The following is a 16,257-nucleotide window of genomic DNA, read 5'->3' on the forward strand; positions in this document are numbered from 1 at the left end:
GACACCAACCTTTCTAAACACACTATCCTACTTACATAGTACTGTATTTCAGCCAAAAAGTCAAAAGCTATCTTGCGTATGCAAAAAGAGGACGGTGCGCACCGTCCTCTTACTTTAATAAAATTATTCATGCTTTCGCTGTAACTTACTCCCTTTGGCTTTTCCAGAGAAATGCTATCAGGTATAGATTCATGAGGCTCATTTAGAGTTTTCCTTGATTTGCAATAATAATTTTTCCAGGTGAATGACATCGGGAAAAATAAGACCTATTCCTTTTCTATGCATAGCTAATATCCGTTTAGCTTTTTTAATAATTTCCTTCTCAACAGAAAATTTTACTTTTACAGCTTCCCCAGCCTTATTACAATATTCATTTTTAATATATTGCTGCGATATAGGGCACATATTTTGCAACAAGAAGACCTTTTTGTAACCTAAAACTTCCGCAAAGACTAACGTATCACATCGTTTATACTTGGCTACTTTCTTATCGTAAATAGCTTCATATTTTTCAACTTGTGACGATATAGGGATAAGCCAAAAAAGTCCTGTTTTCTTGTCTTCAAACGCATAAAAACATGGTCTGTCATGAGACTGTCCTTGAGAAATTTCTTTATTAGACATCAGTTTTTCATCTTGAAAATCACGGAAATACTCATCTCTTATATAATAAAAATGACCAGTTAGCATCTTACACCTCGAAAAAAAGACTTCACTCAATACGAATGAAGTCTTTAACATTTGAACTTGACTATATTTTAGTTGCATGTCAAGCAGCAACAAACATTTGAACTTGACTATATTTTAGTTGCATGTCAAGCAGCAACAAACAGGACTATGCCTTTATTTATAGTATAAAGGTAAGTCTTTAATCTGTCAAGAAACATTTCTCCCTCAAGCAACTGCAAAAAGAGGACGGTGCGCACCGTCCTCTTTTAATTTATGCATATGCGTTTTTTTGCTTTTCAGCGGATTGACGTAAAGTCAGATTAGAAGCTGAATACTACTTGGCTCCACAGAGTTTGAGCGTCCGGAGTGCCTTTTGCTTCTTTGGATTCCAGATCATAGTAGGTTACGCCTGCTACGATGTTTTTAGCCAGTGCATAGTTAGCACCTACGCTGTAGCCTTTGAAGCCTTCGTCGAAGTAGATACCATCCATGGTGTGAGCAACAACGGTGCCTGCACCTTGATCATAGTAGGAAGCGTTCAGGCCCCAAGAACCAGCTTTAGCAGCTTTAGCACCTTTGTATGCCAGAGCAACTACATAACCGTCTTTGTCAACATCGTTATATTTAACATTGTCAACAGTTACAGTATCAACATCGCTTCTCAGGTATGTACCGGTCAGCTTCAGGTCTTTAGCCAGGTCAAAGCCCAAGCCTACAGTCCAGATAGCATCGTCATCAGCAGCTTTCAGCAAGTTGTCAAATTTGTAGTAGCCAGCGAATGCATCAACAGCACCCAGTTTAGCGCCCAGTTCTGCATAAGCAACGTCTTTGTTTTCACCTGGAATTACATCAACACCGGTTGCTTTGCCGTAGCCAGCAGTCAGTTTAACGTCTTTGCCATAAGAAACTTGTACGCCATCAACACGGTTATCATGGATGTTACCACCGGTGATATCGGTTTTGTTGTAACGGCCGGCTTGAACAGCCAAACCACCAACACGGCCATTTACATAAGCGCGTTGGAAAGCAACATTTTCTTCGCCGGCATTGCCTTTGTCATTAGAGAAGAATTGTTGGTTACGGAACATAGCACTGTAGGTCCAGTCATCATTGATGTCACCTTTTACCCACAGGTCGGAACGCAGACGGGAAGCATGGTTTGTATTTTGAGCAGGATCTTGTCCATCTTTAGCCACTTTGTCTACATCATAGGAAGCATAGGAAGCTTTGATGGTACCGGTAATTTTAACGTTGTCAGCTTTTTTCTCCAGGTTAGCTACGCGAACGCCCAGGTTGTCCAGTTCGTCAGCGAATTCAGCAGCCAGTTTGTCAACATTAGCGCCTTTTGCCATTGCTTTTGCAACGATTTGAGCCATTTCATAACGAGTCATCAGCTTGTCGCCACCGAAGGTGGAGTCGCCGTAGCCTTCGATTACGCCAGCAGCAGCCAGCTTGTTGATGCTGTCATATGCCCAGTGGCCAGCAGGTACATCAGAGAACGGATTTGCAGCATAAGCAGAAGCGGTTACGCCCAGTGCCATAGCCATAGCGAGTACTAAGGATTTTTTCATTGTTGTTTCCTCCTCAGGAAGTAGCAGTATTATCAGACTGCTAATATTATATTTTTACAAATCACCTTCCGGAGTCTCCCGCAAATTCCGCTCAAGAGTTGCCTTGTTTCCTCTGTCATCCTTTGCCGGTTTTTCCTTCACAATGATTTATAAAGCAATAGTTGTCAGTAAGAAAACCACATCTTTTTCTTACCGATAGTTGCATTATACCATGCATCAACATTTAGCGCAAGTCTTTTTCTGTTAATCTGTTATTGTTTTTACTTGAATTTTGCTTTACTGTTACACTTGTATTTTAAAGTAAAAAGCATTTGCCTACAAACGTACACTTTTCACAAAGAAAGCTGTATTACAGCATAGACGCAACAAAAAAGCTGCTGCAGCTAATGCTGCAGCAGCGTGGATTATAGCTTAACTATAAAGTTATTTGAACAGGCCAAGCAGGATGCCGCCATTTGCTGCCAGTACAGGAGCAAATACCAGGGATACAATGGTCATCAGTTTGATCAGGATGTTCATTGCAGGTCCGGAAGTATCTTTGAACGGGTCACCTACAGTATCGCCTACAACGGTTGCGTCATGCACCGGAGTGTGTTTACGGCCGGAAGCTTCTACGAACTTCTTAGCGTTATCCCATGCACCGCCAGCGTTAGCCATCAGGATTGCAACCAGTACGCCGGAAGCCAGAGAGCCGCCAATCAGGCCGCCCAGAGCTTCAGTACCGAACAGGAAGCCAACCAGCAGAGGAGCAACGATAGCGATAACACCAGGCATAATCATCTCGTGCAGAGCAGCTGCAGTGGAGATGTCTACGCATTTTTGGTAGTCAGCTTTAGCTTTGCCTTCCAGCAGGCCGGGGATTTCGTGGAATTGACGACGAACTTCCTCGATCATCTGGTAAGCAGCTTTACCAACAGATTCCATGGTCATAGCACCGAATACGAACGGCAGGGTTGCACCGATGAACAGACCAATCAGGGTTACAGGGTTCAGCAGGTCGATTGCTTTCAGGCCTACAGTGTGTGCATAAGCAGAGAACAGAGCCAGAGCAGTCAGAGCAGCGGAACCGATAGCGAAGCCTTTACCGATAGCAGCGGTGGTGTTACCAACGGAGTCAAGGGTATCGGTGATTTCACGTACTTCAGGAGGCAGCTCGGACATTTCTGCGATACCACCAGCGTTATCAGCGATAGGACCATAAGCGTCAACTGCTACGGTCAGACCGGTGGTGGACAGCATGCCAACTGCAGCCAGGGAGATACCGAACAGGCCCATGCCTGCATCTTTAGCACCGCCCATGGTGAAGAATGCCAGGATTACACCAACGCAGATGAAAATCATCGGCAGGAAGGTGGAATACATGCCAACAGCCAGACCGGAGATGATGGTGGTTGCCGGACCGGTTTCGGATTGCTCAGCAATCTTCTTAACGGAAGCATAATCAGCAGAGGTGTAGATTTCGGTGATTTTACCGATTAACAGACCAACTACCAGACCGGAAGCAATAGCTACGAATGCAGCAGTGTTGCCGAAGATGGAAGTGGACAGATAGTAAGCAGCAGCAATTACGATTACGCCGCCAACATAGGTACCATGGTTCAGAGCAGCCTGCGGGTTGGTGGATTTGCTGCTGCGAGCATAGAATACACCAATCAGGGAAGCAATGATACCAGCGAAAGCCAGCTCGAATACGAACATAATGCCTTCGCCGCCAGGATATGCAACAGCACCCAGAGTAATAGCGGAGATGATAGCACCTACATAGGATTCGAACAAGTCAGCGCCCATGCCTGCAACGTCGCCTACGTTATCGCCTACGTTATCAGCGATGGTAGCCGGGTTACGCGGGTCATCCTCAGGCAGACCTTCTTCAACTTTACCTACCAGGTCAGCGCCAACGTCAGCAGCTTTGGTGTAGATACCGCCGCCAACACGAGCGAACAATGCAATGGAGCTTGCGCCCAGACCGAAGCCGGTAACGATATCAATGTTGCCGAACAGCATGTAAGCTGCTGCAACACCAACGATACCCAGACCAACAACGCCCAGACCCATAACAGCACCGCCGGAGAAAGCAATTTTCAGAGCTTCCGGCATGCCGCCATGTTGAGCAGCTGCAGCAGTACGAACGTTAGCTTTGGTAGCAACGGTCATGCCGATGTAGCCTGCACATACGGAGAATACTGCACCTGCAACGAAGCATACTGCAGTAAGCGGAGATAAGAACATAGAAATTACGATAGCAACAACGATTACGAAAGCAGACAGTGCTTTGTATTCGCGGAACAGGAACGCCATAGCGCCCTCGTGGATGTAACCGGCAATTTCCTGCATACGTGCTGTACCAGCAGGAGCCTTACCGATTGCGCTGCTCAGCATCAGTGCAACTGCGAGTGCAATGAGGCCGACAACAATGGAGATCATTAAGAAATTCAAGACCCAAACCCCTTTCTTTTTATAAAAAAATTTAAAATTTTAAGAGTGCGGTTGCACTCTTGGTAACATGATGAGTGCGGCAAACAGGAAAATCCCGTCAGCCTTAAGCGTTGATTTTTGCCAGCGCCAATGTAATAACAGCAAATGCAACACCTAAGTAAATCGTGGCCTTCGCCATGAGTGTATCCAGATCATTGCCCTTGCCAAAAAAAGCACCGTCACTGCCGCCGAAAGTACTGCCCATACCGCCGCCTTTTCCGGACTGCAGCAGAACTGCGCCAATGAGTGCTATGCAAACGATAACTTCAAGAACCATCAAGACAGTTTCAATCACAGAGCTTACCTCCTCATATTTTTGTACCATAGTATTTTACCATAAAAGACATGCTCTTACAATCTACTTTTGCAAAATATTTTACAAAAACGCCCTAAATAAAGAAAAAGGTGAGAGTCAGCGCTCTCACCTCATCTTTTACAGCAAACAAGAAAGCTTTGTCTGCTTATTTTTTAATATTGTAGAAAACCTTCATGCCGTTATATTTTGCAGCCTTGCCGAGATCCTCTTCGATACGCAGCAGCTGGTTGTATTTGGCAACACGGTCGGTACGTGCCGGAGCACCGGTTTTAATCTGGCCTGCGTTTACAGCAACAGCAATATCTGCCAGAGTGGTGTCTTCGGTTTCACCGCTGCGGTGAGAGATAATGCAGGTATAGCCTGCGCGTTTAGCGGTTTCGATAGCATTGAAGGTTTCGGTTAAGGTACCGATTTGGTTTACCTTAATCAGAATAGCATTTGCTACGCCCTTTTCAATGCCCTGAACCAGACGCTCTTCGTTGGTAACAAACAGGTCGTCGCCAACCAGCTGTACTTTTTTGCCCAGCTTTTTGGTGAGCTTCTTCCAGCCGTCCCAGTCATCCTCTGCCATACCGTCTTCGATGGAGATAATAGGATATTTCTCGCACAGGCCTGCCAGATAATCAACCATTTCTTCGCTGGTCATTTCTACGCCTTCGCCGGTCATTTTGTATTTGCCGTCTACATAGAATTCGCTGGAAGCAACGTCCATTGCCATAACGATGTCTTTACCGGGTTTATAGCCTGCACGCTCGGTTGCTTCGAGAATAACCTCGATAGCATCTGCATTGCATTTCAGGTTCGGTGCAAAACCGCCTTCATCACCCAGAGCAGTGCTCAGGCCTTTTTCCTTCAGCAGTGCCTTCAGGTTATGATAAATCTCAGCGTTCATGCGCAGTGCTTCGCTGAAGGATTTAGCGCCAACCGGCATAATCATGAATTCCTGAATATCAACGTTGTTGTCTGCATGCTCGCCGCCGTTTAAGATGTTCATCATCGGAACAGGCAGCTCTTTGGCAGCAACACCGCCTAAGTACAGGTACAGCGGCAGGCCTACGGAAGCAGCGGCAGCCTTTGCTACAGCCATGGAAACGCCGAGGATAGCGTTAGCGCCGAGGCGGCCCTTGTTCGGAGTGCCGTCCAAGCGAACCAGCAGCTCGTCAATTTCGGTTTGGCGGGTTGCGTCCAAGCCGATAATTGCTTCGGCAATAATGTCGTTAACATTATCAACTGCTTTAGTAACGCCCTTGCCCAGGTAACGCTCTTTGTCGCCGTCACGCAGCTCTACAGCTTCGTGTACGCCGGTAGATGCACCGGAAGGAACAGCAGCGCGTCCCATAGCGCCGTCTTCCAGGCATACTTCAACTTCTACGGTCGGATTGCCGCGGGAATCCAGAATCTCGCGAGCGTAAACTTCAGTAATCATTGCCATTTCTTATCACCTCATGATTAATCTATCAAAGTTTTACCTGTCATAGCGGCAGGCTGTTTAATATCAAGCAGCTGCAGCAGTGTCGGCGCAATATCGGCCAAAATGCCGTTATGCAGCTTGTGCTGCTCCTTGCTTACTAAAATAAATGGTACAGGGTTTGTAGTGTGCGCGGTGTTCGGAGAACCGTCGCTTTCGGCCATCTTCTCCAGATTGCCGTGGTCCGCGGTAATGCACACGCTGCCGCCAAGGGACAGCACCTTGCGTACAATACGGCCGGCACAGTCATCCACCTTTTCCATAGCGGTAATCGCAGCGCTGAGCACACCGGTATGACCAACCATATCCGGATTTGCAAAGTTCAGGATAATCGCATCAAATTTATCCTTATCCAGCTCTGCCAATAGTGCCTGCGTAACCTCTTCGGCGCTCATTTCCGGCTGCAAATCGTAGGTTGCAACCTTCGGCGAAGGAATCAGAATACGCTCCTCATTAGCATTCGGAGCTTCCACACCACCATTGAAGAAGAAGGTTACATGCGCATATTTTTCGGTTTCCGCAATACGCAGCTGGTGCAGTCCATGCTGTGCCAACACCTCACCCAAGGTATCCTTAATCTCCTCCGGAGGAAAGGCTACCGGTGCGGTAATCGTAGCATCATACTGCGTCATGCACACATAGTTTACCGGGCGTGCGCCCTCGGGACGTGCAAAATACGGGAAGTCCTCATCATGCAGCGCACGGGTAATTTCACGCGCTCTGTCAGGACGGAAGTTGAAGAAAATCACACCGTCACCGGCAGTGATTTTGCCATCTACGCCGTCAACAGTGAAGGGTTCAACAAACTCATCCGTTACGCCTGCGGCATAGGATGCCTCTACGCCGGCAGCAGCGCTTGCAGCTTTGCCGCCCTCGCCCAGCACCAGCGCTTTATAGGCACGCTCCACGCGCTCCCAGCGCTTGTCGCGGTCCATTGCGTAATAGCGTCCGCTGACGGTAGCAATCTTGCCTACGCCAATCTGCGCCATGCCCTCCTCCAGCTCATGGATATATCCCAGCGCTGTTTTCGGACCTACATCACGTCCGTCAAGGAAGGCATGCACATAAACATCGGTCAGGCCTTTAACCTTCGCCATGCAGATAAGTGCCAGAAGATGCTCGATGTGGCTGTGAACGCCGCCGTCGGATAACAGTCCCAGAAGATGCAGCGCCTTGCCTGCCTGCTTCGTTTCGTCCATCACCCTGCTGAGCTCTTCGTTCTTATACAAATCGCCATCCTCAATTGCCTTGTCAATGCGTGTCAGGCTCTGGTAAATAATACGTCCAGCACCGATATTCAGGTGACCTACCTCAGAATTGCCAATCTGGCCTGCAGGCAGACCGACAGCCTTGCCGCTGGCTTCCAAGGTTGTATGAGGATAATTTGCAAAATAACTGTCCAGGTTGGGAGTTTTCGCCATTGCCGCAGCGTTGGTTTTATCTGCGGGAGCAATGCCCCAACCATCAAGAATCATTAGTAAAACTGGTTTTTTCATTATCAAATTCCTAAAGACGAAGGAGAAAGCAACAGGTGCTTTCTCCGAGGTCTTATTAAAAGCTTCTTACGATTGCGGCAAAGGTGTCAGCCTTCAGGCTTGCACCGCCTACCAGCACACCGTCAATACCGCTGAGGTTGAAGGAAGCAGCGTTCTTTTCATTAACACTGCCGCCGTAAAGAATACGAACCTTACGGGCAATATCGGGAGTAAAGATTTTGCCGATTTTTTCACGAATCAGGGTGCATACCTCCAAAGCGTCCTCCGGCGTAGCAGCCTTACCACTGCCGATAGCCCAGATAGGCTCATAAGCAACAACAAGGTTTTCTGCATCCTCTGCAGTAATTGCACGCAGAGCGCTCTTCAGCTGCATATTGATTTTGCGGGCAGTTTTGCCTGCTTCACGCTCAGCCAGATTTTCACCAACGCACAGCATCGGCTTCAGACCATTGCGGTAAGCAGCAATAATCTTGCTGGCAACAATTTTTTCGTTCTCACCGAAAATGGTACGGCGTTCGCTGTGACCAACGAGAACATATTCAGCGCAGATATCGGCAATCATCGCACCGGAAACAGCGCCGGTGAAGGCACCCTTGTCTTCCCAATGCAAATCCTGTGCACCGTAGCCTACATGCTTGCCGTCAATAGCGTCTGCAACAGTTTCCAGAGCAGTGAACGGCGGGAAAATAACAACCTCGTTCAAGGTACCGTTAGTTTCCATAACGATGTCCTCAGCAAGCTCTACAGCTTCGCTTACGGTTTTGTGCATTTTCCAGTTGCCGGCAATCATTTTGCGGCGCAGGTCATCAAGTGCAGCAACGCCGGGCAGCACCTTGCCCTCCAGATATTCCAGAGAAGCACCGCCGCCGGTAGAAATATGGGTAATGCGTTTAGCCAGGCCCAGCTTTTCGATAGCAGCAACGCTGTCGCCACCGCCGACAATGCTGGTAGCACGGCTCTTAGCTACAGCCTTCGCTACAGCCTCGGTGCCCTTGCAGAACGCGTCCATTTCAAAAACGCCCATAGGTCCGTTCCAGACAATCATCTTAGCATCAGCCAGAGCTTCCGCATAAGCCTTGCTGGTTTCCGCACCGATATCCAGAGCCATATAAGCCTGATTCAGGTTTTTCACCTTTTCGGTTACATGCTCAGCGTCGGGAGCAAATGCAGCAGCCATTACCAGATCGGTAGGCAGCAGCATATTAACTTTATTTTTCTTAGCCTTAGCCAGAAGCTCTTTAGCCAGGTCCAGCTTATCCTCTTCTACCAGGGACTTGCCCATTTTGTAGCCCTGGGCAGCTAGGAAGGTGTTAGCCATACCGCCGCCGATAAGCAGGGTATCAACCTTATCAAGCAGGTTGCTGATAACGCCGATTTTATCGCTTACCTTAGCACCGCCGATAATAGCAACAAACGGATGCAGCGGATTGGTTACAGCCTGACCTACATACTGGATTTCCTTTTCCAGCAGGAAGCCTGCAGCAGCAGGCAGGAAGTGAGTTACGCCTTCTACAGAAGCATGTGCGCGGTGAGATACACCGAAGCCGTCATTGACATACAGGTCTGCCAGAGAAGCCAGCTTTTCGGCAAATTCCATGTCGTTCTTTTCCTCTTCCTTATGGAAACGCAGGTTTTCCAGCAGCAGGATGTGGCCCGGCTTCAGCTTGCTGGCAGCAGCCTGTGCAGCCTCGCCTACGCAGTCCGGAGCAAGAAGAATCTTTTTGCCCAGCAGCTTGCCCAAATGCTTAGCTACAGGAGCCAAAGACAATTCCGGTTTAACCTGTCCTTTAGGACGGCCGAGATGTGCCATTAAAATAACGGCAGCCTTTTGCTCCAGCAGATATTGAATGGTCGGCAGAGATGCGGTGATACGGGTATCATCGGTAATCTCGCCTTTATCATTCAGAGGAACGTTAAAATCTACGCGTACCAGTACCTTTTTACCGGCAACGTCTAAATCACGTACAGTTTTTTTATCCACGGATAAGAATCTCCTTTATTACAGACCTTTTTTAGCAATATAAGCAGCCAGGTCAACTACGCGGTTGGAATAACCCCATTCGTTGTCATACCAGCTTACAACCTTAGCCATACGCGGACCAACCATCATGGTGGACAGGCCGTCGATAATGGAGCTCAGCGGGCAGCCGTTGTAATCGCGGGATACCAGCGGTTCGTCGCTGTAGCCCATAATACCTTTGAGTTCGCCTTCAGCAGCTTCCTTAAGCACTGCGTTGATTTCTTCGGCAGTGGTGTCTTTTTGCAGCAGTACAGTCAGGTCAGTAATGGAAACGTTCGGAGTCGGAACGCGCATAGCGAAGCCGTTCAGTTTGCCTTTCAGTTCCGGCAGAACCAGAGCAACTGCTTTTGCAGCACCGGTAGTGGTCGGGATAATAGAGCAAGCAGCAGCGCGTGCACGACGCAGGTCTTTATGCGGCAGGTCCAGGATTCTCTGGTCATTGGTGTAGGAGTGAACAGTGGTCATCAGACCGCTTTCAATGCCGAATTTGTTCAGCAATACTTTGGTGAACGGAGCCAGGCAGTTGGTGGTGCAGGAAGCGTTGGAAATGATGTTATGTTTAGCAGCATCGTATTTGTCTTCGTTAACACCCATAACGATGGTAATATCTTCGCCTTTAGCAGGAGCGGAGATAATAACCTTTTTAACGGTGTCATGCAGATGAGCTGCAGCCTTTGCAGCTTCGGTGAAACGGCCGGTGGATTCTACAACAATTTCAGCACCAGCTTCGCCCCAAGGAATCTGTGCAGGATCCAGGCAAGCAAATACTTCGATTTTGCGGTCGTCAACAATAATGTAGTTGCCTTCGATGCTGACTTCATGGTTGAAGGTGCCATGGATAGAGTCATATTTCAACAGGTGAGCCAAAGCGGTGATGTCGCCAGGATCGTTGACAGCAACAATTTCCACCTCAGGATTGTTGAATGCTACACGGAAAACCTCGCGGCCGATACGGCCAAAACCATTAATACCTACTTTTGTCATAATAATTTCCTCCTTAATTTTAAGAGAATCTAAATTTTGCACAAATGTGCTTAGTAACAAATTAATACTTAAAGAACGGCGCTTGTTTATTGCTCTTTAGCCATTTTGAGAATCTCATGCGCTGCAGCCTCATCGGTAATCAAAATATCCTGTCTGGAAGCACGGATAACCGATAAAATTGCGGCAGCCTTCGATTTGCCTCCGGCAATACCGATAATGGTGCCGATGTGTTGCAAATCCTGCAGCATCAGGCCGGCATTATTAGTCATATAAACCTGTCTGCCGTCTAAAGCACAGTACTGACCAAACGCCTCGCCTACAGCACCATCTGCCTCCAGCTTGGCAATTACTTCACTGCCTAAGCGTCTGTGCCTTGCCATAACGCTGGCACGTCCTACACCGTGGACAAGAATATCCGCCTGCTTGATAATATCGACAACAGCGCGCACACCGATATCCTCTTTAAGAATACTGTTTAAGATATCCTCGCTTACACAGTCGGGAACGTAAAGCTGACGGTAGGATGCTCCGAGCTTTTGCGCCAGGACAGTTGCAATCGTATTGGCCTGCAGTTCTACATTATCACCCAAGCCGCCGCGTGCCGGTACAACCACCGTATTAGGCTGCGAGCCGGAAACATTGGCTGCCATAGCCGCCATAGTAGTGCCGCCGCTGACAGCAACTATATGCTTGTTGCCATCGCTCAGCAGCTTGCTGAGAATATGTGCTGCAGTACGGCCGATTTCGCGTTTGACAACATTCTCTTGGTCCGAATCACCGGGAAGAATGACAACCTTGCCAATCTTCAGTGTATCACTGAGAGTACTTTCCAAAAACGAAATATCCTGCAGCTTGCGTACATAATCCGCCAGCTCCTTAAGAATATCCGCTCCCTCATCAGTCACGCTCATGCCGCTGGAGGAAAAATCCAGCAGGCCGCTTTTCTTGAGAAAATCAACCTGAGCACGCAGCACTCTTTCGCTGAGTCCCAGTCTTGCAGCCAGAGCACGTCGGCCTATCGGCGCTTCGTGGCTCACCTGACGCAGAATCTGGTAACGCTGTACGAGCAGATCTGTCAGCTCCGGTACAATTTTCTTTTGCAGATTAATAATACTATCCATAACCAGTTACATCCCTTGACGCGTTTTGTCCCTCGTGGTACTTTTCGTGTCCCACGGATTCAATACAAATAAGTGAATTATTTGTCTATAGTTCATTATAGCATACTCTAATTAAGAAATAAAGTGCTGTATTAGTGTTTATCGAAAAAAATTTGTTAAAGCCAGTCTTTGATTAGCTATTGCTAACTTAAGCTGTCTAAAAATAGTTTTTATCTGCTGAGTTCTTCGCTGAGAGCAAAAAAAGAGCTGCCGCATTACGCAACAGCTCAAAATTTTTTTATCTGTTATTAACTGTTTCAGGATACATATCATGCATGAAAAGACGCTTCTTTGCAGCCTGCTCCCATTCGGTTCCCGGCTTGCCGTAGTTGGCATACGGATCAATGGACAGACCGCCGCGCGGCAGGAATTTGCCCCAAACCTCAATATACTTAGGCTCCATCAGCTTGATAAGATCCTTCATAATGATATTTACGCAGTCTTCATGGAAATCACCGTGATTACGGAAGCTGAACAGGTACAGCTTCAGAGATTTGCTTTCCACTAGACGTTCGTCCGGTACATAAGAAATGTAGATGGTCGCAAAATCAGGCTGTCCCGTCATCGGACAAAGGCTGGTGAATTCCGGGCAATTAAATTTAACCCAGTAATCATTTTGCGGGTGCTTATTTGGGAAGGATTCCAAAACCTCCGGCGCATAATCGCTTTTATAAGCAGTTTTATTGCCTAACAGGCTTACGCCCTGCAATTCTTCTTTACTTCTGCCACTTGTCATTATTGCTTACCTCCATCAAATGCAAACAGCTTGCCTGCTCCTACACGTTCCAAAGCGGTAACAAGCATTACACTCGCAATACCGCAGATGCACTGGCCAATCAGCAGACTGCTTGCCAGTACCAGATACGGAATATCCAGCAGTACGCTCAGCCATACAGGAACACCAAGTCCCGGTACAAAGGTTACTGCTGCCCAGATAATCCAGTTGCCGCAGCCACGACGCTTAGCCAAAACAATAATACCGGTTGTTACAATACCTACAATAAAGCCGCCGATAATATCCGGCAGACCAAGACCGCCCATCACCGTATTGCTGACAACGTTTGCCAAGCCAAACGGCAGCACCAGAAACGGGAAAATTGCACTTAAGCCATACAGCGCAGTAGCAATACGAATCTGATACTGACCAAAGGCAAAGCTCTGGGTGCACATCATCACAACAATATATAATGCAATACACAATGCGGAAAATACTAATTTTTGATTACTTAAGCTCTTCATTATCCTTACCTCCTTCAAACCTTAGCTAAGGGATCAACAACGCCGTTGGCAGCAAAGGCTACCTCGCGGTCAATACAGGTGCCGCACTTATGACAAGGCTTTTCGCCGCCGTCATAACAGCTCCAGGTCAGCTCGTAGGGAACACCTAAGCGCAAGCCCTCAGCAACGATATCCTTCTTCGTTTTGTCAACAAAGGGAGCAACCAGACGCACCTTACGACCGCTTCCCAGATATACTGCCAAATTCATCGACTCGTTAAATTCAACACTGCAATCGGGATAAGCATTGCCTGCAGCATCATCGGCATGGGGACCGTAGTAAATCTCATTGCATTCATATTCCAGGGCAATGCTTGCCGCAGCAGACAGGAACAAACCATTGCGGAACGGCACATAAGTGCTTACAGGCTCACCCTTGCTTTCCTTCAGCTGCTCAGCATAAGATGCGTGCGGAACACTTTCTTCCGAGCCCTGCAACAGGGAGCATTTGCTGTGCGCAAAAATCTTCGACAAATCCATATGCAGCAGCTCTACATGATAATAATCGGCAATAGCCTGCGCTGCTGCAAGCTCCTTGGCATGCTTCTGACCATAAGACATCGACAAAGCCAGAACATTATCGCCGTATTTTTCTTTTGCCAGTGCCAGACAGGTTGAGCTGTCTACGCCACCGCTTAATAATACTAAAACCTTCATTTCTCCTCCCAATTAATGAGCGGGCAAAGTCCACAAAATATAAAAGGATTCCGTCATCTACAGACGAAATCCTTGCATACATAAAAAATACCGGCCGGCGCCAGTACATCGCCCGTAGTTTTATTTATAGACAGGATGGTTACGAACTGTCTGTTATGAACTTCTAGGATATTATACAGCATATCGCGTTATTTGTCCAGCGTAAGAAAATAGCATAATCAAAAACAGACACCGCCGATATACTTAAAGCATGTCGAGGTGTCTGTCTTAAAAGCATTACAGCTTATCTCTTATTATACAATCGCTTTATCAGGCTTTACAAAGAACCAGGCAATAGCACCGCAGATACCGGTTACAGCAGTTGCTGCCAAAGCAGCCTGCCAGCCATAGTTGGTTGCAAACCAGGCAGTAATGGTCGGAGCCAAAACACCGCCGATGTTGCCCCAGAAGTTCATCCAACCGGATACGGAACCGGCAAATTTACCGCCCATGCTGATAACGCTGGACCAGGAAGCACTCATGGTCAGACCGAGGGAACCTAAGGATACGGAAAGCCAGAGAACATTCATCATCGGATCGGCAGTACGGGTAGAAATGTACAGCGCACCTGCACAAAGAAGAATACCTGCAGCACCGGTTGCAGTCTTAACCATATTCTGAGACATGCCGCTGCGCAGCAGTTTATCGGAATAGTGACCGCAAAGAGTAACTACAGCCATCAGAGAAATCCAGGGAGCAGCTGCCCAGATACCCATTTTTGCTAAGGAGAATTTGTGCACCTCCATGAGGTACATCGGCAGCCAGGCCAAGAAAACATACATGATATAATCGGTAATCAAAAACTGAATGCCCAAAGCCCAGAATTGGGTAGAACGCAGCAGCTTGCCCCAAGGAGCAATCTGCTTTTCACCGGTTGCTTCCACGCGGCCTTCGTTAATGTGAGCAAGTTCTGCTTCATTAACGTAAGGACTGTCCTTCGGATCATCTGTAACATATTTATGCCATGACCAAGCCAAGAGCAGACCAACTACACCAAAACTGAGGAATACATGATGCCAGCCAAAGGTTGTCATAAGCCATACTACAACAGCAGGACCGACTACAGGACCAAAGAAGCAGCCATTAAGAATAAAGGAGCTTGCCTTGCCCTTTTCGTCTTTATTAAACCATTTGTGCTCAGCCATTGCGAACGCAGGATAAATCGGTGCTTCGCCCAAGCCAAACATCAAACGTACAATTGCAAAGGTATACTTACCGCTTGCCACAGCAGTTAAAGCAGTAAAGATTGACCACCATGCGCAGGCAATAGAACCGGTAAAGCGATGGCCGAATTTTTCAGCAAGCATACCGCCGGGAACCTGCATCAAAGCATAACCGGCGAAGAAGAAGGATTGAATAAGGCCCATATCTATTTTAGTAAAGCCAAATTCCTTCATGATTACGGGTGTTGCAACAGAAAGGTTAACGCGGTCCATGTAGGATACAAAGCTGATAGCAAAAATCAACCACGCTACCTTCCATCTGAAGTTTGTCATTTTCATAGTTTTCTTTCCCTTCATAAAAAACAATTTCTGTTCTTTTATATATTTTCTGTCGAACAGTTAACAACAATGATACTATTTCTTCTTAAAACTGTCAATATTTTTTTGCTGTTTGATTTGTGCAAATATTTGTCTATTGTGTAAGGATTTTTGAGTTTTTATTGAAATGAAGGGAAAAATGCGTCGCAAAGGTAGCATGTATATCTAAAATATTGTAGAAAAAACCATCCAAGAAGTATGTCCGCAGGAAAACGCCGATTAGCTGTCAAGCACATTGAACTCAAGTAAACTGAGCGAGAGATATATCGTGTAAGGAATAGCAATTTTAGCAAATGAGCATCTGGTACCATAGAAACAAGGGGACGTAACAAAATGTTACCGTCTGACAAATTTTACCGCAGTTTCGTTCTGGTTCCATGCGAAATTTGCGTTGTGCCCTACGGGCACGGGAAAATTGCTGCTGACTGGAACGATATACCTCTCGCGAACAGAGACAGTATGGGAGTAAATATAAATAGAGGATAGATAGCTGCCGGTAAAAGAAAAAAGACATGTCACATGACATGTCTTTTTTCTAACCGGCAGCTATCTATCCTCCCAGGCCGCTTCCAGCCAAGTACTTT

The 16,257-nt window shown here is 47.2% G+C and carries 13 protein-coding genes; all 13 read right to left on the reverse strand.

The features are described from left to right. Positions 1-198 precede the first annotated feature (198 nt). The 13 genes from cptIN to RDW05_RS05775 all read right to left on the reverse strand — a co-directional run bounded on the left by cptIN (position 199) and on the right by RDW05_RS05775 (position 15,628). Positions 199-690 (reverse strand): type III toxin-antitoxin system CptIN family toxin, encoded by a 492-nt coding sequence (cptIN, locus tag RDW05_RS05715; protein ID WP_307978167.1) that lies wholly within the window; start codon positions 688-690, stop codon positions 199-201. 299 nt (positions 691-989) lie between these two features. Next, on the reverse strand, positions 990-2,240 hold the full coding sequence (locus tag RDW05_RS05720) for an S-layer homology domain-containing protein (RefSeq protein ID WP_307978168.1): 1,251 nt from the start codon (positions 2,238-2,240) through the stop codon (positions 990-992). 423 nt (positions 2,241-2,663) lie between these two features. After that, entirely contained in the window at positions 2,664-4,664 is a 2,001-nt protein-coding gene (locus RDW05_RS05725) for a sodium-translocating pyrophosphatase (RefSeq protein ID WP_009145825.1), read from the reverse strand. A gap of 115 nt (positions 4,665-4,779) precedes the next feature. Beyond that, complete coding sequence (gene secG / locus RDW05_RS05730; protein WP_210684771.1) at positions 4,780-5,010, reverse strand: preprotein translocase subunit SecG; 231 nt, start codon at positions 5,008-5,010, stop codon at positions 4,780-4,782. Positions 5,011-5,176: 166 nt separating this feature from the next. After that, positions 5,177-6,463: a phosphopyruvate hydratase gene (gene eno, locus RDW05_RS05735; protein ID WP_210684772.1), complete on the reverse strand. Its 1,287-nt coding sequence runs from the start codon at positions 6,461-6,463 to the stop codon at positions 5,177-5,179. A 17-nt stretch (positions 6,464-6,480) separates the two neighbouring features. Continuing rightward, the gene (gene gpmI, locus RDW05_RS05740; RefSeq protein ID WP_374111014.1) at positions 6,481-7,995 is read right to left on the reverse strand and encodes a 2,3-bisphosphoglycerate-independent phosphoglycerate mutase; all 1,515 of its coding nucleotides are present in this window, start codon (positions 7,993-7,995) and stop codon (positions 6,481-6,483) included. Between the two features lie 55 nt (positions 7,996-8,050). Further along, on the reverse strand, positions 8,051-9,976 hold the full coding sequence (gene tpiA, locus RDW05_RS05745; RefSeq protein WP_307978169.1) for a triose-phosphate isomerase: 1,926 nt from the start codon (positions 9,974-9,976) through the stop codon (positions 8,051-8,053). 18 nt (positions 9,977-9,994) lie between these two features. Next, entirely contained in the window at positions 9,995-11,002 is a 1,008-nt protein-coding gene (gene gap, locus RDW05_RS05750) for a type I glyceraldehyde-3-phosphate dehydrogenase (RefSeq protein ID WP_307978174.1), read from the reverse strand. Positions 11,003-11,085: 83 nt separating this feature from the next. Continuing rightward, positions 11,086-12,120, reverse strand: coding sequence for a sugar-binding domain-containing protein (locus tag RDW05_RS05755; protein WP_307978170.1), 1,035 nt, complete (start codon positions 12,118-12,120; stop codon positions 11,086-11,088). A 277-nt stretch (positions 12,121-12,397) separates the two neighbouring features. Continuing rightward, the gene (gene queF, locus RDW05_RS05760; protein WP_009145817.1) at positions 12,398-12,895 is read right to left on the reverse strand and encodes a preQ(1) synthase; all 498 of its coding nucleotides are present in this window, start codon (positions 12,893-12,895) and stop codon (positions 12,398-12,400) included. After that, positions 12,895-13,398, reverse strand: coding sequence for a QueT transporter family protein (locus RDW05_RS05765; protein WP_293823880.1), 504 nt, complete (start codon positions 13,396-13,398; stop codon positions 12,895-12,897). Before RDW05_RS05765 ends, queF begins: the two co-directional genes overlap by 1 nt. A 14-nt stretch (positions 13,399-13,412) precedes the next feature. Continuing rightward, positions 13,413-14,093 (reverse strand): 7-cyano-7-deazaguanine synthase QueC, encoded by a 681-nt coding sequence (gene queC / locus RDW05_RS05770; protein ID WP_307978171.1) that lies wholly within the window; start codon positions 14,091-14,093, stop codon positions 13,413-13,415. A gap of 293 nt (positions 14,094-14,386) precedes the next feature. Next, positions 14,387-15,628 carry an MFS transporter gene (locus RDW05_RS05775; RefSeq protein WP_307978172.1) on the reverse strand — a complete coding sequence of 414 codons (1,242 nt, stop codon included), beginning with the start codon at positions 15,626-15,628 and terminating at the stop codon, positions 14,387-14,389. Positions 15,629-16,257 lie beyond the last annotated feature (629 nt).

The sequence above is a fragment of the uncultured Phascolarctobacterium sp. genome, assembly GCF_902463975.1.
Taxonomy (GTDB): domain Bacteria; phylum Bacillota; class Negativicutes; order Acidaminococcales; family Acidaminococcaceae; genus Phascolarctobacterium_A.